A 19,709-nucleotide genomic window follows, 5' to 3' on the forward strand; every position below is an offset into this window, starting at 1 on the left:
GAGTATATGAAGAGCTTTGGGTGGTGGTTGAGTACAAATGGAGAAGCCTATTGATGAGTTAGAACCGCAATGGCGAGCTATATTGAATCAGGCATGGTTTCTCATCCGCAGAGACTGGGCACTGAAGTTCAAGGTGACGCAGGAGCAACGGATTCAGGCCTGTGTCGAAGAGTTTCGGGGATATTGCCAGCACATTCGGCAAGAGCAGCTTCAAGGAAGAAAAGGAAGGATCGGTTATATCACGTACTCTATGCTACGTACCATGTGGCTGGAAGAACGGCCTGGTTATCTCGTAGAGATTTCCGATGCTTTATGGATGCTTGATCTGCAGCCGATCCGTTTTGAATGGAACACAAGCTGGACATATTCCTACTGGACCGATTTGCAGCGACAATTGCGAGGGGAGGTAGAGAAGCAGCATGTTTCTCTATCGGAGCTTGAATGGGAGCAGATAATGTTGGAGGCAGCAGTACACATTCATGCGCTCGTTGTGAATGCGTTGCGTTTGGCGATGAAACAGGCGGTGTGCTTGCCGGAGTTTCAAGAGCTGGAGCGAGATGAGACGTTCGAGATTCGTGTGGGGGAATATATGGATCATAGTGTGTCGGTATATCGAGAAGATCGCAGAGCCATGGAGGCAAATGAAATCCAGTCGTGGTTGCAGGAAAGAGAAGAACATGCGTACAGCTATCAGGCATTGACCCAAGTTGAACTATCGGATGGGGATTACAGCCTGTTGGATTTCCGTTATACAGCCTTTCGCCAAATCAGAATGGAACACAGCCGTCTGCATGGTTGTATCCTGGTAGGAACGGTGTGGCAGGAAAGTCAGCTAAATGGAATCGATTTGACATACAGCGTACTTCATGGAGCCAATTTTAGCGGATGCTCGTTGAAAGAGGCCATATTGGATGTCGTTATAGGTAACGCCGGATATGGATCAGATGCTTTACTAGATTGGGAGCCATTGGGTTTTGCTGGCGTAGATTTCACAGGGGCGAGCTTGCAGGGGGCCCGTTTTCAAAATGCACAGTTGCGGGGAGCCATATTTCAAGAGGCGTTACTACAAAAAGCGTCCTTGGACGGGGCAGACCTCACGGATGCCTGCTTTGTTGGAGCAGATGTGACAGGTGCATCCTTTAAAGGGGCTTGCCTGATCGGGACTGATTTTACGGGTGCAAACGTACAAGGAGTCATTTTTACCAATGAACAGCGTAGAGGAGCCATTGGTTTGGAGTGGTCTACACAGGTCAGGGAGGCTGCTAGCAAAAGGGGGTGGCTGCACTGAGATATTTTCGACTGATGGTAGACGAGCGGGTAAAGCATCGGGTGGAGCCTGCTGCGCTGTCTCCTTTGCAAGTAGAAGATATCCTGACGGAGGCCGAGGGACAGCAACAGCAGGATGAACCTCTTTTTTTGGCTGTACATACCGATCCACGAACAGTGTACCCGGATTTTTTGGAATTTCCCCTACCACTGGTGTCCGATCGGATGAAAGTATTATTGGAGAAATATATGCCGGAACTGAAGTGGAAAGCAGCCATCCTTACCGATTTCCAGCAGGCCAGACAAGAGGTATACTGGGTGCTTCGTCCGCCAATGGTGGACTGTTTGTCCGTACAAACGGAATGGTACCCCAATGGTACGTTGAGGCGTTTGCTACTGAGACAGGGGGAGATAGAGCCTCCTGTTTTTCGGATTGAGGGACTGATCGAACCTTATATCTATATCCATTTGGCTGTGGCAGAAAGCCTGCTGCGCCGATCTTTTACAGGTATTCGAGTGCTAAGAGTTGAGATAGAAGCACTAAGGAGGATGGGGTAAGTGGGAGAAGCCCAGGTGAGACCGGGAACGGGTGCAAAAAAAAGCTATGTCGTGGCAGGAGCGATCTTAAGTTGTAGTTATGGCACACAACCTACCCGTTTGAAGAGACCTTTTAGCCATGGAGTCTACGTAAAAAACAAAGCACAAATGAACATTGGAGATTACGTTCCAGGGGTGAACATTCAGTCTTTTGGAAATTGCTCCAGTCCCTTAAATCCAGCTGTGCAGGCTAGTGAGATGGTAGACATCTATGGCGTGAAGAAGGCTCCGTGTGTTCCAGTCCTGACCATGCCGTGGCTGAATGGGAAAAGTGATGTGAAGATCGAAGGACAGCCGGCTTTGACACAAAACTGTACCCATCAATGTCTGTATTGTGGTCATATTCAAATTGAAAATGATGGACAGGAGCTGGACTAAGAGTCTGTTTCAAAGCTGTTAGGTTTCGAATTGTATTCGGGACGTGTATACAGTTGAACTGAAGGCTGCTTCGTATTCGTATCAGATGGATATCCAGATAAAGAAGCGATCTTATCAGGATATCCATCGTACCTACGATGGTCTGGTCACTGCAATAGTACGTTTAAAATACAAGTAATATCAGTATGGAGATGGCCTTGATATTATGGGGGTGAGAAGCAACTCAAGAGTTCATCATCTTCTTCTCTTTGTAATAAAGTATTGACAAGAATAAAAATGTATTATATCTTTATATCAAGATAAATAAATTAAAGATAAAAACAAACAGAAAATTTTGCATAGGGAGGTATACACATGATTGCGATTTTAGAAAGAATTAATCAGTTGGCAAACAAAGCAAAAGAAGTTGGGTTAACTGAAATTGAAAAAACGGAGCAAATGGATCTTCGCAAGGAATACCTTCAAATCTTTCGGGGATCTGTACAAAGTATTCTCTTGAACGCTACGATTTACGATCCAAATGGTGATGATGTAACTCCTGAAAAACTTAGAAGAGAGCAGGCTAAAATCGTTAAACCATGAATTTAGCTTTGCCAAATATCTCTAATTTAAAAATCTTTAAATAATAAATATAATATGGAGCGTGATTTTATGTTGGCGAGTGGACTGTTGTTGATACGTTTGGTAGTAGGATTGCTATTTGTGGGGCACGGGGCTCAGAAGCTTTTTGGCTGGTTTGGTGGTTATGGTCCAAAAGGTACCGGTGGTTGGATGGAATCAATCGGGATCAAGCCCGGAGTACTGATGGCCGTGGCCGCTGGATTGATGGAATTGCTGGGAGGAGCTCTATTTGCTGTAGGACTGCTTACTCCACTGGCAGCATTGTTGATTACGATGACGATGCTTGGAGCGATTGTCAAAGTACATGGTCAAAACGGGATCTGGGCCACCGCTAATGGCTATGAATATCCGCTGGTTCTTATTGCTGTCGTAGTCGGTATTGCGTTGATAGGCGCAGGTCCATATTCCATTGATGCAATACTTCATTAATACATGAACCTAAGTCATTAAAATTACCAATGATGAAAAATAGGGATTTCTACGATTAAAGGAGGATTTTATATGTCACTTCAAACTACAGGTATCCATCATATTACAGCTTTTGCTGGTAATCCGCAGGCAAATGTCGACTTCTATGCAAGTATTCTTGGACTTCGGTTAGTGAAGAAAACAATCAACTTCGATGCTCCTGAGGTTTATCACTTGTATTTTGGTAACGAGGCAGGAAGTCCTGGAACGATTATTACTTTTTTCCCGGCACCAGGAACTCCCAAAGGGCGAGTCGGAGGCGGTCAGGTGGGCATAACCTCGTATGTGGTACCGCCAGGTTCACTTGATTTTTGGCAGCACCGTTTGCAAAGCTTTGGTATTGAAGTTACGAAAACAAGCCGTTTTAATGAACAGTATCTTCAATTCGAGGATAATGAGGGCCTGCGTCTTGAGCTTGTTGAACGTGCAGAAGGAGCGAACAGTACTTGGTCTTACGATGGCATTTCGGCTGATAACGCCATTAAAGGGTTCGGAGGCGCCGTACTATTTAGCGTCAATCCACAGAAAACGATGGATGCATTGGAGAGCATACTCGGATTTACGAAAATCGCTGAAGACACCGAATATGCTCGTTATCAATCTGCTGGAGAAATCGGTAATATCGTGGATGTTCCGCTTGCGAAAATGGGTTTAGGCTTTGGTGGAGCAGGCACGGTACATCACATTGCATGGCGCGCAAAAGATTTCGAGCAACATGAAGACTGGAGAAGCACAGTTCAGAATTATGGCTATCAGCCGACCCCAATCATCGACCGCCAATATTTTAATGCGATATATTTCAGAGAAGCGGGCGGCATACTATTTGAAATTGCTACAGATCCACCGGGATTTGCTAACGATGAACCTGCGGAATCTTTGGGGCAGAAATTAATGCTACCAGAGTGGTATGAACCGCAGCGGGCTCAGATCGAGGCAAACCTGCATCCTATTGAAGTGAGAACATTAACAGATAAACAAAAGTAAATGAAATGACTGCTGTTTTGCATCCAGATGAAGTCACGTAAATCCACAATCTTTTTCGATTGTGGATTTTTCATCTAATGGATTACCACCTGAAAATGGAATCTCCCGCAACGACTTCTCAATCCAGGACAGAATCTGCCTCAACTTATGTGTCTCGTGACCTCCGCCCTCTTATTATTACACCAGCCTTTCAGACTTTACTAACATTTCTCGTAACACATGAGCGACTCGGCTTTTCCGGTTCTCAGCTTTCCTTTGTATCGCTCGTAATGATTGTTGGTATGCTGGGGTGTTGTTGTGATAATAAAACTGCTTGGCAGCAATGCGTAGTGTCCTTCTCAACAACATAGCTGATGAACGTGTTAACCTGGAACGGAGTCCCCTGCGCAATACTCGCAGCGTATTTTTGTAGGTCTCAAAATCCTCGGATGGAGGAATCAGAGCAAATAAATTTAACGAGGAGTCATTAAACCCGTAAGTTTCATACATGATTCTTAAATTTTCCGTATTTAAAACGTTACCTCTAAGATGGGTTGGATGCTCCTGATGATACCCGACCACCTCTTTGATGCAATAAAAAGGGATTTTTAAGCGATGCAGTCTATAGCCAAGATCCCAGTCTTCGAGTCCGTACAGCACAAACCGTTCATTGAAACCTCCAATACGAATTAAGTGGTTGCGTCTGATGGCCACACAACGAGTTACTAGCATCATCCAGGGAGCTACGTCCGTTGAGGCAAATTGTTTCTGCGTATTGGGAGGAACCCTTGTGGGACTAACGACTTTAGACAGTGCACCCGTTTGATGAAGGACATCATCAGGGGTGATGATCGGAACAATTTCATTCGCTGTTTCAAAGTCAGGATTCCATAAGCCGGATTGTGTAAGTATGCTCCGACAATGTTCTTTTTCTTCCACAGAAAAATCAGGGTGATAGTGGGTAAATGCATCGTCCCACGAGTGCGGAATGCCTGAAAGCACAGATTTGGGATACTTGCGGTGATAACGGCTCACGGTTTTAATGAAATGAGGCAGCACCAAAAAGTCAGCGTCACAGAAAATGATGTATAGCCCTTTTGCTCGGCGCAGTCCCAAATTTCGAACGGCAGATCGACCGCGTTGTTCAGGGTGTGACACATAGATAAGAGGATAGGATGCTTTGAAGCCTTCGACCATTTCTTTCGTTCCGTCTGTAGAACCATCATCAGCTACAATGACTTCGAATAGTTGCTTCGGGTAGGTTTGTGATTCAAATGAAGCGAGTGTGAGCAACAGCTGCTGGGCGCGATTATAGGTTGGAATGATGACGCTGTAGCGGATAGCCAATGTGATCTCCCCCCACCATTCTAATTAGACAACCTTTGAACGAGATAAATAATAACAATGTATTCAAGGATTTTAGCCTGGTCTAGTCAAACAACCCACAAAGTTCGAAACAGGCTTGGTCCTATGCGGATGTTAATGTGGAAGTGCTGTATTTTTTGCTGATTTGCAGATATGTTTCAGTGGTGTGATGTATATGTCATGGTAGCATTATGCATAAGGATGTAAAGTAGAAGGGACACAAACAAACATGAGATGAAATGGGCATGTTTATGGTAAACTATATGGAGTTATAGAAGACCTGAAAGAGGAGTACTATATGACACAATTTGTCTATAAGCAAATTATTGACGATCTTAAAATGAAAATTTTCGCTGGAAAGTTTGCAGATATGAGATTGCCAGATGAACGTAGTCTTAGTGAGACTTACCAGGTTAGTCGTAGTTCCATTAAACGTGCTCTGACTAAAATGGAGAGTGTCGGAATTATTTTCAAAAAACAAGGTTCCGGGACATTTATTAATCCCTTATACATAAGAAATGAATCTATCTTTAACTACGAGGGCTCTAATCTAGGAGTTACTGATAATTTTCAAATGCATGGCAAAAAGCCAAAAATCAAAGTATTGAGTTTTGAGGTCATTCCACCGACAGAAGAACTACAGCGCGATTTGTTCTTGGACACTCATGATTTTGTTTATAAAATCGTTCGCTTGCGTCTGTTTGATGATGATCCATTTATGATCGAAACGGGCTATATCCCCATTAAAATTGTCCAGGATTTAAATCAGACCATTATTGAGGGTTCCATTTTTAATTATTTGGAGGACTCGCGGAACCTGGCCGTCACCAAATCCTTTTTATCTATTTTTGCAGAACCGTCTGAAGAGAATGATCAAAAGCTACTGCAATTGAAAGAAAATGAACCCGTAGGCATTATGGAGGGTGTTTTCTTTTTGGATAACGGTACCCCATTTGAATTTTCGCATATGCGATTTCACTACAAATATTTGAAATTTAATACCTTTGTATCGGTACACTAATGAAAAGACTGGAGAATTCTCCGGTCTTTTTTTTATGGTTACGAAAAAGGATTAGAGTCTGCAAACTCTTCATTTATCACAAATTTTATTGGTTTATCCTGCTATATATTTTAATGTAAGAGCTTTTTTACTGTCTTTTTAATTTATATTTCATAGTATGTTCAAAATTTCACAAAATTGGACCGTATCACTTGTGAAAAAGGTTGAATTAATTCAGTGTAGCGTTATGATGTACATGTAGATGAAATTTCCGGAAATAAATTACAAACAAAATTACTAGGGAGTGGACACCATGGCTTTATCACCCGTGTTAGAAGATTACTCGTCTAAAACATATTTGGAAAAACTTGATGCATACTGGCGTGCAACGAACTACATTTCAGTAGGTCAGCTTTATTTAAAAGACAATCCTTTGTTGAGAGAACCTTTGAAAGATTCGGATGTAAAGGTTAAGCCTATTGGACACTGGGGTACGATTCCAGGCCAAAACTTTATTTATGCTCATCTTAATCGTGTTATTAATAAATATGATTTGAACATGCTTTACATTGAAGGTCCTGGTCACGGCGGCCAAGTTATGGTTTCAAATTCATATCTTGATGGAAGCTACACCGAAATTTATCCGCAAATCACGCAGGATATCCCAGGTATGAAGAAACTGTTCAAACAATTTTCATTCCCTGGCGGTATTGCTTCACATGCTGCGCCTGAAACCCCTGGATCTATCCATGAAGGCGGGGAGCTGGGCTATTCCCTTTCTCATGGTGTAGGTGCTGTTTTAGATAATCCGAATCTGATCTCGGCTGTTGTTATTGGGGATGGTGAAGCTGAAACGGGTCCATTGGCCGCTTCGTGGTTCTCTAACCGATTTATCAATCCAATCACGGATGGCGCAGTGCTGCCGATCTTACATTTAAATGGCTTCAAAATTAGTAACCCAACGATTATGTCTCGCCAATCAAAAGAAGAGTTAACCTCGTTCTTTAAAGGTTTGGGTTGGGAACCATTCTTTGTTGAAGGTGAAGATCCTAACCACATGCATCCAGAAATGGCGAAAGTATTGGATACTGCCATCGAAAAAATTGAAGCTATTCAAAAGAATGCGCGTGAAAATAATGACCTTACTCGTCCGGCGTGGCCAGTGCTTATCTTCCGTTCCCCTAAAGGCTGGACAGGTCCAAAGGAATGGGATGGCGTGCCGAATACAAATTCGTTCCGTGCCCACCAGGTTCCAATTCCGGTCGATCAAAAAAATATGCAGCACGCACCTGCTTTATTAGAATGGCTGAATAGCTATAGACCAGAGGAATTGTTCGATGAAAACGGTCGGTTAAAACCTGAGATTGCTGAAATTCTGCCTACAGGTGATAAACGAATGGGAATGAACCCTGTTGCGAATGCGGGTAACCTTATTAAAGACTTGAAATTGCCAGATTTCCGCAACTATGCGCTGGATAACTCCACGCCTGGTAAAGTGATTGCGCAGGATATGTCGGTTTTGGGCAAATACGTTAAAGATGTGGTTGTTTTAAATGAAGAGAATCGTAATTTCAGAATCTTCGGGCCTGATGAAACGATGTCTAATCGCTTGGCACCTGTTTTTGAAGTAACCAAACGCCAATGGATGGATCAAATTATTGAGCCTAATGATGAATTCTTGTCTTCGTATGGTCGTGTCATTGATTCCCAATTATCCGAGCACCAAGCTGAAGGATTGCTGGAAGGTTATGTGTTAACAGGTCGTCATGGTTTCTTTGCAAGTTACGAAGCCTTCCTGCGTGTGGTTGACTCGATGATCACTCAACACTTCAAATGGCTGCGTAAAGCAACGGATCAAGGATGGCGTGCAGATATCCCATCATTGAATGTTGTAGCAACTTCAACGGTCTTCCAACAGGATCATAATGGGTATACACACCAAGATCCAGGCTTGTTGGGTCATTTGGCTGATAAGAAACCAGAATTTATTCGTGAGTATCTGCCAGCTGACGCCAACTCTCTGCTAGCTGTTTTTGATACCATTTTAAATGACCGTCAAAAGATCAATTTAGTTGTTTCGTCCAAACACCCACGTCCACAATGGTTCTCTGCTGATGAAGCGAAAGAATTGGTAGACAAAGGGTTAAAGATTATTGACTGGGCAAGTACAGATCAAGGCGGAGAGCCTGATATTGTCATCGCTTCTGCTGGTACAGAGCCAACGATTGAAAGCTTAGCTGCGATCTCGATCTTGCATAAAAAACTGCCTGACTTGAAGATTCGCTACATCAACGTAGTAGACTTACTGAAGCTGAGAAGCCAAAAGTTAGATCCTCGTGGATTATCTGACGCTGAGTTTGATCAATTTTTCACAAAGGACAAGCCAGTCGTATTCGCTTTCCATGGTTACGAAGGTCTGATCAAAGATCTGTTCTTTGACCGTCATAACCATAATCTGCATGTACATGGTTACCGTGAAAATGGCGATATTACGACACCATTTGATATGCGTGTATTGAATCAAATGGACCGTTTTGACTTGGTGAAGGAAGCTGTTCTAAGCTTACCTAACGCTGGAAAGTACGCAAATATTGCGGATGAAATGGATGCAATAGTTAAGAAACATCATCAGTTCATTCGTGAAGAAGGTATTGACTTGCCAGAGGTAGAGAACTGGGTATGGGAAGGCCTGAAATAAAAAAGTATAGTACATTTCAGCTTTGTGTTGGACAACCAAGCAGTCAAGTATGAGCTGGAATATATGATTTGGTAGTAGTATAGATGTGCCTGACCCCTTGAATTCAAGTATGATTTCAACGGGGATCAGGCACTTTTCGATGTAGCACACTGAGAATTTAATAGGGAAGTCACGAGCAAGTGGGTAATAAGTATATGGGAACCGAATGGTTCACTGTATTTTGTCTGAATATTGAAGAGGTGTTATGGTATAAGAGAATAGGAGAGGAGGCTGTTAATATGAACCATCAAATTCCAGAGAAGGTATTGAATGATGGCACTAAGGTGCCTGCCATTGGATTTGGAACTGCTGGGTTGAAGGGTGCAGATGGAGTAAAAGTGATAACCGGCGCGATTGATGCGGGTTACCGTCTGATTGACACAGCTTTTAACTATGAAAATGAGGGCGCTGTCGGGAAAGCTGTCCAGCAGAGTTCAGTACCGAGAGAAGAATTGTTGATTTGCTCCAAACTTCCAGGTCGTCGACATGCGTATCAGGAAGCCATTGTCACGATCGAAGAGTCACTATATAGAGGCGGTTTGGACTATTATGATCTGTACTTGATCCATTGGCCAAATCCCAAAATCAATCGGTATGTTGAAGCCTGGCAGGCATTGATTGAGGCGAAGAAGCGGGGCTATATTCGTTCGATCGGAGTCTGCAATTTCCTGCCTGAGCATAATGAACGATTGATTCGGGAAACAGGTATCACACCGAGCATCAATCAGGTTGAACTGCATCCATTATTTAATCAGGAGCATCAGCGTACCAAAGATGCTGAACAGGGCATTGTGACGGAATCGTGGAGCCCTTTGGGTCGCGGTCACAGCATGATGGAGAACGAGGAGATTGGGAAAATTGCCGCTGCTCATGGCAAAACCGCGACACAAGCGATTTTACGTTGGCACATCCAACTAGGAGCGATCCCAATTCCTAAGGCTTCTTCTGTAAAACATCAGACGGAAAATCTGGACATTTTTGATTTTGAGTTGTCACCAGAGGAAATGAACGTGATTTCAGCGCTTAGCAGGGAAGATGGACGGCTATGGGACCAGGACCCCAATTCCTATGAAGAACTGTAATCTACAACAATGAATTCGAAGGGTTCAAAAATCTGTAGAGGGTTTTTGAACCCTTTGCTTTTTAGTAATAGCGGAAAGGATGCGATAGGCCTGAGTATAGCCATGATGAATGATGAACATTTTTAACCGGATTTGATGTATGATATGGGGGAATGTAGTCCTTTCGAAGGAGGTCATTATGGGGATTTTGTCAAGGTTTAGGGATATTATGAAGGTGAATATCAGCGCCTTATTGGATAAGGCGAGCGATCCGGAGAAGACCATTGATGATTATATGCGGAACTTGAACAGTGATCTGGGCAAGGTGAAAGCGGAAACGGCCTCGGTACTAGCTGATGAGAAAAGAGCGAAAAGAGCACTGGATGAATGTAGAGCTGAGATCAAAAAGCTCCAGCATTATGCAAGTAAGTCTGTGGAAGCTGGCAATGAAGATGAGGCTCGAAAGTTTCTGGAACGTAAAATCTTGCAGGCAGAGAAACTGGAATCGTTACAGACCTCTTATGACTTAGCTTCGGCAAACGCCGTACATATGAAACAAATGCAGGAGAAATTGGTGTCCGATATAGGGCGTCTGGAAGTGCGGCGTGCCGAACTTAAAGGGAAGCTGGCGATCGCCAAAGCACAGCAAGCCTTGAATTCTATGGGCGACCATGATTCTGTATTCGAAGCCTTGGAAGAGAAGGCAAACAAGGCATATGATGAAGCGATGGCGATAGCTGAGCTCCGGGGAGAGACGAAGGACGACCTGGATGCGTTATTCACGCAATATGAGAAGAGTACCAATGCAGAAGATGAGCTGGCTGCAATCAAGCAGAAAATCAATTCCAAAGAATCATAATAGTTTCTACATGAAGAGGTGAGCAGATGCCGGTTATCGAATACAAATGCCCCAACTGCGGCAGCGGTATGGTCTTTGACAGTGAGACAGGAATGTTATCTTGCCATAGCTGCGGAAGAGAGGACAACATCGATACGATTCCTGATCCTCTGACCAATCGTGTTTTTTCAGAAGATGAGGCCCATGAGTATCATTGTAATAACTGTGGAGCAGTAATTATGACCGAAGTGGAGACGAGTGCAACGGTGTGCAGCTTTTGTGGTTCTGCCGTGGTACTGGGTGATCGACTGACCGGGAAGCTGGCTCCGGCGCAGGTTATTCCCTTTTCGATCAGCAAGGAAGAAGCCATAGCTGCGTTCAAAAAATGGTGCAAGAATGGCCGTCTGACACCGAACCGATTTATGATAGCCGACCGAATCAAGGGAATAACCGGTATGTATGTCCCCTTCTGGTTATATGAATTACATAATCAAATTGAGGTTCAAGGTGAAGGTAACCAAGTGAGAACCTATACGAGCGGAGATTACGAATATACAGAAACGAAGCATTTTGATGTATATCGGAAAATCCGTTTGAATTACGTGAAGGTTCCGATTGATGCTGCGGAGAAAATGAATGACGAGCTGATGGATAAATTGGAGCCTTTTCCTTATGATCAGCTCAAACCTTTTAAAACGCCATATCTAGCAGGATATATTGCGGAAAAGTATAGTTATAACGAAGAGGAGCTTTTCCCGCGCGTGAAAGACAAAGTGAAGGAATATATTGATGCTTATATTCAGTCCACGGTGTCAGAGTATACGTCTGTGAGTTACACGGAAAAGCAAATTGATACTACATTAAAACAAGCGGATTATGTCCTGCTCCCAGTATGGGTCATCCACTATGACTACAATCAATTGGAGCATACGTTTGCGATGAACGGTCAGACGGGCAAGGTAGTTGGTAAGCCTCCGATTAGCAAGTTCAAAGTGACAGCTTGGTTTGCAGGCATTTTCGGCATAACTCTCTTTTCATTAAGGTTCATAACTTGGCTAATAATGGGGGGAGAATTCTATTGAAAAAATATAGAGCGATTGTGGCTGTTTTGTTGTTCTTTGCTGTTTTTCTAGCGGTTCCTATGGAAATGAAGGGCGAAGCAGCAACGACAGAGATGAAGCCATTGATTTTTGACGAGGCAGGTCTACTTAATCAGGAAGAGTATGATGTGTTGAACTCTATGGCTAATCAATACGGAGCTGAAAGAGAGACAGACATTATTATTTATACGACCAACAATCCCGACAATATGGATGTTATGAAAATGACACAGGATTTTTATGATGATCATGGTCCGGGTTATGACAGGGCTCATGGAAATGCAGTCATTTTAACGATGGATATGAGGAATAGAGAGGTGTACTTGGCCGGATTTTATAAGGCAGAACGGTATCTGGATGACGACAGGCTTACTAAAATCCGCCATGAAATTACCCCGGATCTGACGAATGGCAACTATGGACTTGCCTTTCAAAAGTATATTCTCGGCGCGCACAAATATTTGGCTATCCGCCCAGGGGTGAATCCGGACAGTATATTTTTCAAAGGCTGGCTTCACTTGGCGATTGCGCTGGGATTGGCGTCTATTATTGTAGGTAAGATGGTTTCGAGTTCCGGCGGTCGGGTTACGGTAAATCGGCAGACCTACGAGGATGCAAGCACGTCAGGGGTTCTTGCACATCAAGATCTGTACACTCACACCACGACAACGAAGCGGAAGATTGAAAAGAGCAGTAGCAGCAGCTCATCAGGCGGAGGGGGTGGAACCACCAGCGGCGGTCACTCGCATAGCGGCAGCAGAGGATCATTTTAACGGAAGGGATGGATACAGCACATGGGATTCTTCAGAAATCAATTTGCAAATGTAGTAGAATGGGAAGAATTTAGGGATGATATGATTTTTTGGAAATGGAGCAATCGTGAAATTAAAAAAGGCAGTAAATTAATCATCCGCTCCGGTCAGGACGCGATTTTTGTTAATAACGGCAAGATCGAGGGTATCTTTGAGAATGAAGGGTCATATAACATGGACTCGGATATTATTCCATTTCTATCGACATTAAAAGGGTTCAAGTTCGGTTTTAACAGCGGCATGCGGGTGGAGGTCTTGTTCGTTAATACGAAGGAGTTTACGGTCAAATGGGGAACACAAAATCCGGTTTTGATTCCGACCCCCCAATTGCCAGGCGGGATGCCGATTCGGGCCAACGGTACGTTTAATTTTAAAGTAAACGATTATGTTACGCTTATTGATAAGATTGCCGGGGTAAAGGACAGTTATCTTGTAGAGGACGTTAAAATACGCATTACTTCGGTGTTGGATCAGTTATTGATGAAGTGGATCAGCAGAGAAGGCAAGGACATGTTTAATCTACAGGCAAATGCTTCTGATATTTCGAAGGGCATTCAAGAAGACCTGGATATGCAAGTGATGGACAACGGTATGACGATTACAGGCTTTCATGTGATGAGCTTCAATTATCCTCAAGAAATTCAGGATATGATTACGAAGACGGCTTCTCATGAAATGATCGGTAATCTGCAAAAGTACCAACAAGTGACGATGACTGACGGTATGGCATCGGGGAATGTAAAAGGCGGCGGTGCTGCGTCGGATATGGCGAGTATGATGATGGGCATGAATATAGCCAATGAAATGATGAAAAATTTGAACCCAAGTCAACAGCCTCAGGCTGAGACTCAGCCTGCACCCGATGCCCCCACTCCTTCTGGCGACGGTAAAAGGCCAAATTTTTGTCCGAATTGTGGTACAAAAAACGAGGGAGCTAACTTTTGTCCGAATTGTGGACATAAATTGAACGGGTAGCTTTGTAAACCAAACAGCAGTTGTTGCAGAGTATTCTCTGTGATAACTGCTTTTTTATTGTAGTTTGTTCAAGCATTTTCTTTATAAATCTGATTTATTGGATTGAAAAAAGTACACAGGATAAGGTACTATAGCTATATAGTATGTATTTATATTAACTAATTAGGTATTACATTAATAAACTATAGGTATAGGAGCCACAAAGATGACCAAATTCCAAGATCAAATCATTGCGCGGTACAAGTTTGATGATGCAGAGAACGTCGGCAAGGATAGCTCCGGACAAGGTAATGACGGAATTGCTTCAGGCACAGCAGCACCTACGATCTCCCATGCTACAGGAAGAGCGGCTTTGGCACTTGAGGGAGGACCCAACGGAACATCTTATATTCAGCTCCCTTCTGATCTGTTTAAAGATGTAAGCGATAACACCGGTGTTACAGTGACGGCTTGGGTAAACTTCGGCAGATTCACGGATATGTGGGAACGTGTTTTTGACTTTGGTAAAGCGCATACTGGGCCTTATATGTTTATGACACGGAATCTGCGCGGAACTCTTTTCACTGAGGTGGATTTGTCCGTAGACCCAGGAAGAGGCTTTGTCAGGGATGAGTGGATGCACATAGCCCTGTCTGTCATCGGCACAAAAGGCGGTACATTAAGCAGTGCGGGACCGGTGGTATATGTTAATGGTGAAGTGGCAGCAGACGGTTCCATTAGCCAAACCTCCAGTGGTAACTATGCCAAGCTGCGCAAATGGTTCGAAACATTTGCAGATACGACCAACTATAGTAACAATTTTATCGGTCGTTCCCAACATGCAGCCGATGTAGACTTTGCTGGCTCGGTTTCGGACTTCCGAATTTATAAAGCAGGTTTGACGGCGGATGAAATTATTGAGGTCATGTGCGATTCATTGACAGATGAAGAGATCGTGAAGCTTGCCCGCGATAAGTATTTGTCATTCCCGACGACAATTATAACCAAAGACATATCCCTGCCAACGGTTCTGATGGGTGGAAGAGTAGAAGTGACCTGGAAATCCAGCCAGCCTAGCATACTCTCTGACCATGGGCAGGTTCAGGCGATTACCTCCGCACAGGGGGTCACCGTTACGGCTCTCTTGACCAGAGGTTCAAGCAGGATTGAAGAAAGCTTTGAAGTTTCCGTTCTTCCAGAACAGTTGCCTCCATACACGCTGACCATTCATGGGAATAAAGAAGTTGTGGATGTCAGCGAAGTGATGTACGGCTTATTCTACGAAGATATCAATAACGCGGCAGATGGTGGGATTTATGCAGAACTCGTGCAAAATCGTTCTTTTGAATCCTTTGAGTTTGATACGTATTCCCATGCTTCTGGTGAATGTGGCTGCTCTACAGGACGGAACCGTAATCCACTGTTCGCCTGGTCTGGTGATACGGACAAGATGGCTCCACAGCATAGCGGTGGATTAAATGAGTTTTTGGGCGCAAAAGACAAGGATGTGAACTCTTGTTATGTGACGGTAGCGGATGGGGCAACGATTCGGAACAAAGGCTTTTCTGATTCTAACCAGAATTGTGCCATGTCCATCCGGGAGCGTGCCAAGTATGAGTTCACCATCTGGGCGAAGGCCGATTCTGCGGGTACAATCACACTGCAACTGCAAGACTCGAAGGAAAAGGCTATCAGTGATTCGGTAACCGTACAGGTGGAGGGTGGCAACACGTGGAAAAAGTACGGCGTCGATTCCAAGCTGGTGCTGACAGGTACAGCTACGGTTCTGGGACAACTGGCGCTTACATTTGAAGGCGACATTTCCATTGATATGGTTTCCTTATTCCCACAAGATGTATGGGGGGCGGGAGAGGAAGAGCACTCCCCATCGGCACACGCCAACTATCAGGGTAATCCGAACTACCGATTGAGAAAAGATCTGGTGAACGCACTGGTCGGCATGCATCCGAAGTTTTTGCGTTTTCCAGGGGGATGTATTTCCGAAGGATCGTTTATATGGGAAAACGTATATGACTGGAAGGAATCCATTGGGGATATCGAGCTGCGCAAGGAAAACTTTAATGTATGGGGCTATATGATGACCATGGGTCTTGGTTATATGGAATACTTCCAGTTGGCAGAAGACCTCAATGCAGCTCCGCTTCCAGTTATGGCCTGTGGTGTGCTCTGCCAAGCCCGCTCGGATTATGCTCATCCGGCTGGCGGCGCATTAAGAGAATACTATATCAAGAATTTTACGGATCTGATCGACTTTGCGATCAGCGTTGATTTTGAACATAATGAATGGGCTGCCATGCGTAAAAAAATGGGTCATGAAGCACCGTTCGATCTGCGTTATCTGGGTGTGGGGAACGAAAACTGGGGCACAGAGTTCTTCGCCAACTTTGAAGTGTTCAAGACATCGATTGATGAGTACATGGAGAAAAACTATCCGGGATATGAGCTGCACATCATCTCCACGGTTGGCGCTCAAGCAGACGACGATGCCTATCAACAGGGCTGGAAGTTCCTGAGCGGTAATATGGAGGGCTCTGCCAAGGTTGCTTTTGCGGACGGTAACCAGGTGACGGAAGAAACTGTAACCTGGTATGAAAAGCAAAAAGACTATATGGACACCATTGCCGATGAACACTATTACCGTTCTAATGAGTATCTGTTGAATAATGTGGACCGCTATAATTACTACTATAGAGCTTATAACACGGATGGCAGTGTCAACTGGAAAGAAACGTCGAAGGTTTTCGTTGGGGAGTATGCCTCGACAGATAAAAATACATTGGCAGGCGCAGTAGCAGAAGCAGCAGTGATGACGGGCTTCGAAAATAATGCCGACGTCGTCCGGTTGGCCGCGTATGCGCCGCTGTTTAACAAAGTCCTGACGGACGGAACGTACAGATGGACACCGGATTGTATCTGGTTCGATGACGAAACGGTATGGTTTACACCAAACTATTATGTGCAGCAAATGTATGCCCAATATTTGGGCAATAAAGTATTGGCCACTTCGTTCTCTACTTACAAAAACGGCCAGCCAATTGACCTCATTCCTCAGGGTGGAATTGAGATCGCGACAGGTAACGCCGAGGTTGTGGTTAAGCGTGTGACTGTTACTTCGAATAAGGACGGCAGTGTGCTGCTGGATCAAGATTTTACCAAGGCATTGAATTCGGCCTGGAAGGTTATTCCTGGTTCCGTGGGATATACGGTGGAGGAAGGCAAGGGGCTTGTCCTCAAAGCCCAAGATAGCGGTCTGAACGGCCTGTACATCTTGAACGACAGCTGGAACAACTATAAGGTAGAGGTCGTTGCTTCCCGCATTTCCGGCACGGACGGTTTTTATGTGGGCGCAGGTCTCACGGATATTACCGCTGAGAAAAAGAACGTCATCGAATACGCGATTGGCTATGGCGGCAATGCTACCGGCGTGAAGGTTTACAAGCAAGGCATAGAAGGCTATACCATGGGTGACTACTCTTCCAGTACAGCTGCGGGCAACTTGAGAGCAGCCAGCTATGAAGAACTGGCCGATAATACCGACTACACCATCACGATGAACTATGGGGGAGAAACGGGCAGCAACCTGATTTGCTCCTACACGGACGGCAAGACAACCAGCAAAGTGCTGGATTACAAGCTGGAGGCTTATAACAGAGACGTGTTTCATTCGGTGACCCGAGATGCTGAACATGTATATGTGAAGCTTGTGAATGCCGACAACGTAGATAAGGCAACGCAGCTGAATCTACAAGATTTGAATGTTGAGTCCAGCGCCAAGCTGATTACACTAACCGGCGATTCCTCGCTTGTTCATGTACCTAACGTGAATAAGAAAAATGATGAAAAGGTAGTGCCTACCGAACATCAGGTCACACTTCATACAGATTCTGTCCTCTTACAATTACCGGCTAATTCGGTAAATGTACTGGTACTGGATCTTAAAGCGTAGGGTACGAGATAGTTAAGGTAAGGATGTCGGAACCTTTTCTCGCTTAAAAACAAAAAGGGGTGTCCCAAGAGCCGTTTTATGGCTTTTAGGACACCCCTTTTTTCTATGGATCAAGTCAGAACGTTGTTGTCTCGATTTCCCTGACGGGCATTACTTCGTGCTTCTGTTTACCAATTCACGCGGATTGGTGCCATCGTCTATCGTTAGCGGGGTAGGAGCACCTGTAGCAATTCGTTCCCAAGGTACCATTTTAAAGTTCTGATTTAACTTCTTGCCGTTTTGGAGATTTTCGTCATCTTGTGCAACGAAGATACCATGAGGGAAATTCTTGCCTAATCCATAGCCAAGAACATCAATACCGTCTGTGACAGACGTACCATCTACGGTAGGGCTGTCGCCGATCGTGAAGTTGCTAATATAGGCATTGTCACCTTGTCGTTCATAGATCGCATAGCTGCTGTTGCCTTGACTGGAGGCCATCAGGTACCCCTTGCCGTCCTTGCCATAATACAATGTGAGTCCCTCTATGTCATCGTGAAGTCTGCGTCCATCTGCAATATCAACACGTTGCAGCGGCTTGGATGAACCGTCTGGCTCGGCGCTATATTTCCAAATGGCGTAATCCTCTTCAGCAATGTACAGCGTACCATATTCATCATCGGCGACCATGCCCTCGGATTGCGTAGCCAGCTTAAACTGACGGACAAGCTTGCCGGCAATTTTGCCGTTACCATTGTCAGTCAACTCATATTGCTCGAATTCGCCCTCTTTGCCCAAAACGAGCGCGTAAAACTTATCTGTCTTGAGGCTATGGTATAAACTGAATCCATATACTTCTTTCATGGTTGCTTTAATAGGTTTGCCAACCACGTTGGTCAATGTTCCTGATTCACCGTCAATGGCAAAGATATCGATCGTATTGTTGGTTCGATTGGTTGCGCCTGCAATATCGATCTTTTTACCGCCCAGTGTAAAACCGTAGCGAAGATCCACGTTGTTCATTTTTCCGACTTTGATGTTCTGCAGTTGCTTGCCATCCAGATCATAGACTAAAATTCCGCCGCCTTTATTGGTAGCTAGAATTCTGCTCTTCTCCGGATCAACCGGATTGAGCCAGATCGCAGGGTCATCAGCTGCATCTTCTCCATCCTCCACGGCTTCTGTTTCGACAGAGGGGGTCACTTTATAGGTGGGAACTGCGTCTTTAGGATCTGCATATTTGCTATTTTCTGCTTCAAGCGCAGTAATCACTTTTGTAGGAAGATATACATTTCCATTGATTATTTTAATTTCACGGTCTGCTTTTCCGGTTTGGCCGGCTAGACGATATTGCTTCTCACCGACTGTAAAAGTTCCCACAATGCCATTTTTCAGCTTGACCAACACTGAATGGTCATCACTATCCCATGTAATAGTTGCCCCCAATTTATCTGCTTGTGTTCGTAGTGGTGCATACCCAGATGGTTGAGTGTCTGCCGCATGGATCAGGTCTGGTGATACCAGAATCCCTGTTAACATGGTTAATAATGCTAGTTTAGTTGACTTCATATGTATGCCCCTTTTCTGATGTAAAAATGATATA

General features: G+C 44.4%; 16 protein-coding genes. 14 read left to right on the forward strand and 2 right to left on the reverse strand.

The genetic code is table 11. The features are described from left to right. The first annotated feature begins 37 nt into the window (after nt 1–37). The 6 genes from MKX36_RS00990 (at nt 38) to MKX36_RS01015 (ending at nt 4,314) form a co-directional block, all read left to right on the forward strand. Nucleotides 38–1,288 carry a pentapeptide repeat-containing protein gene (locus MKX36_RS00990; protein WP_045244940.1) on the forward strand — a complete coding sequence of 417 codons (1,251 nt, stop codon included), beginning with the start codon at nt 38–40 and terminating at the stop codon, nt 1,286–1,288. Between the two features lie 14 nt (nt 1,289–1,302). Further along, nucleotides 1,303–1,824, forward strand: a complete 522-nt coding sequence (locus MKX36_RS00995) for a hypothetical protein (protein WP_045244969.1) — start codon at nt 1,303–1,305, stop codon at nt 1,822–1,824. Then, a complete protein-coding gene (locus tag MKX36_RS01000; protein WP_016820136.1) occupies nt 1,825–2,241 on the forward strand; it encodes a DUF4280 domain-containing protein in 417 nt (138 codons plus the stop codon). Nucleotides 2,242–2,595: 354 nt separating this feature from the next. Continuing rightward, nucleotides 2,596–2,823, forward strand: coding sequence for a DUF896 domain-containing protein (locus MKX36_RS01005; RefSeq protein WP_016820137.1), 228 nt, complete (start codon nt 2,596–2,598; stop codon nt 2,821–2,823). Nucleotides 2,824–2,892: 69 nt separating this feature from the next. Continuing rightward, nucleotides 2,893–3,291: a DoxX family protein gene (locus tag MKX36_RS01010; RefSeq protein ID WP_016820138.1), complete on the forward strand. Its 399-nt coding sequence runs from the start codon at nt 2,893–2,895 to the stop codon at nt 3,289–3,291. A 72-nt stretch (nt 3,292–3,363) separates the two neighbouring features. Further along, nucleotides 3,364–4,314 (forward strand): ring-cleaving dioxygenase, encoded by a 951-nt coding sequence (locus MKX36_RS01015; protein ID WP_340864054.1) that lies wholly within the window; start codon nt 3,364–3,366, stop codon nt 4,312–4,314. 177 nt (nt 4,315–4,491) lie between these two features. On the opposite strand, the gene MKX36_RS01020 is transcribed toward MKX36_RS01015, so the two are convergent. Next, nucleotides 4,492–5,640, reverse strand: a complete 1,149-nt coding sequence (locus tag MKX36_RS01020) for a glycosyltransferase (protein WP_340864055.1) — start codon at nt 5,638–5,640, stop codon at nt 4,492–4,494. A gap of 316 nt (nt 5,641–5,956) precedes the next feature. Here MKX36_RS01020 and MKX36_RS01025 point away from each other — a divergent pair, with 316 nt between their 5' ends. From MKX36_RS01025 to MKX36_RS01060, 8 genes are all read left to right on the forward strand, one after another. After that, on the forward strand, nt 5,957–6,679 hold the full coding sequence (locus tag MKX36_RS01025) for a GntR family transcriptional regulator (RefSeq protein ID WP_016820141.1): 723 nt from the start codon (nt 5,957–5,959) through the stop codon (nt 6,677–6,679). A 292-nt stretch (nt 6,680–6,971) separates the two neighbouring features. Next, a complete protein-coding gene (locus tag MKX36_RS01030; protein WP_340864056.1) occupies nt 6,972–9,356 on the forward strand; it encodes a phosphoketolase family protein in 2,385 nt (794 codons plus the stop codon). Nucleotides 9,357–9,634: 278 nt separating this feature from the next. Next, nucleotides 9,635–10,477: an aldo/keto reductase gene (locus tag MKX36_RS01035; protein ID WP_340864057.1), complete on the forward strand. Its 843-nt coding sequence runs from the start codon at nt 9,635–9,637 to the stop codon at nt 10,475–10,477. A gap of 178 nt (nt 10,478–10,655) precedes the next feature. After that, nucleotides 10,656–11,315, forward strand: coding sequence for a PspA/IM30 family protein (locus MKX36_RS01040; RefSeq protein ID WP_090890838.1), 660 nt, complete (start codon nt 10,656–10,658; stop codon nt 11,313–11,315). Nucleotides 11,316–11,341: 26 nt separating this feature from the next. Then, the gene (locus MKX36_RS01045; protein ID WP_016820145.1) at nt 11,342–12,376 is read left to right on the forward strand and encodes a TFIIB-type zinc ribbon-containing protein; all 1,035 of its coding nucleotides are present in this window, start codon (nt 11,342–11,344) and stop codon (nt 12,374–12,376) included. Continuing rightward, on the forward strand, nt 12,373–13,167 hold the full coding sequence (locus MKX36_RS01050; RefSeq protein WP_016820146.1) for a TPM domain-containing protein: 795 nt from the start codon (nt 12,373–12,375) through the stop codon (nt 13,165–13,167). Before MKX36_RS01045 ends, MKX36_RS01050 begins: the two co-directional genes overlap by 4 nt. 21 nt (nt 13,168–13,188) lie before the next feature. Beyond that, on the forward strand, nt 13,189–14,181 hold the full coding sequence (locus MKX36_RS01055; protein WP_016820147.1) for an SPFH domain-containing protein: 993 nt from the start codon (nt 13,189–13,191) through the stop codon (nt 14,179–14,181). 205 nt (nt 14,182–14,386) lie between these two features. Continuing rightward, nucleotides 14,387–18,127, forward strand: coding sequence for an alpha-L-arabinofuranosidase C-terminal domain-containing protein (locus MKX36_RS01060; protein ID WP_340864058.1), 3,741 nt, complete (start codon nt 14,387–14,389; stop codon nt 18,125–18,127). Nucleotides 18,128–18,277: 150 nt separating this feature from the next. On the opposite strand, the gene MKX36_RS01065 is transcribed toward MKX36_RS01060, so the two are convergent. Continuing rightward, entirely contained in the window at nt 18,278–19,675 is a 1,398-nt protein-coding gene (locus tag MKX36_RS01065; RefSeq protein WP_017427859.1) for a phytase, read from the reverse strand. Nucleotides 19,676–19,709: the final 34 nt, after the last annotated feature.

Source organism: Paenibacillus sp. FSL W8-0439, assembly GCF_038008995.1.
Taxonomy (GTDB): Bacteria; Bacillota; Bacilli; order Paenibacillales; family Paenibacillaceae; genus Paenibacillus; species Paenibacillus polymyxa.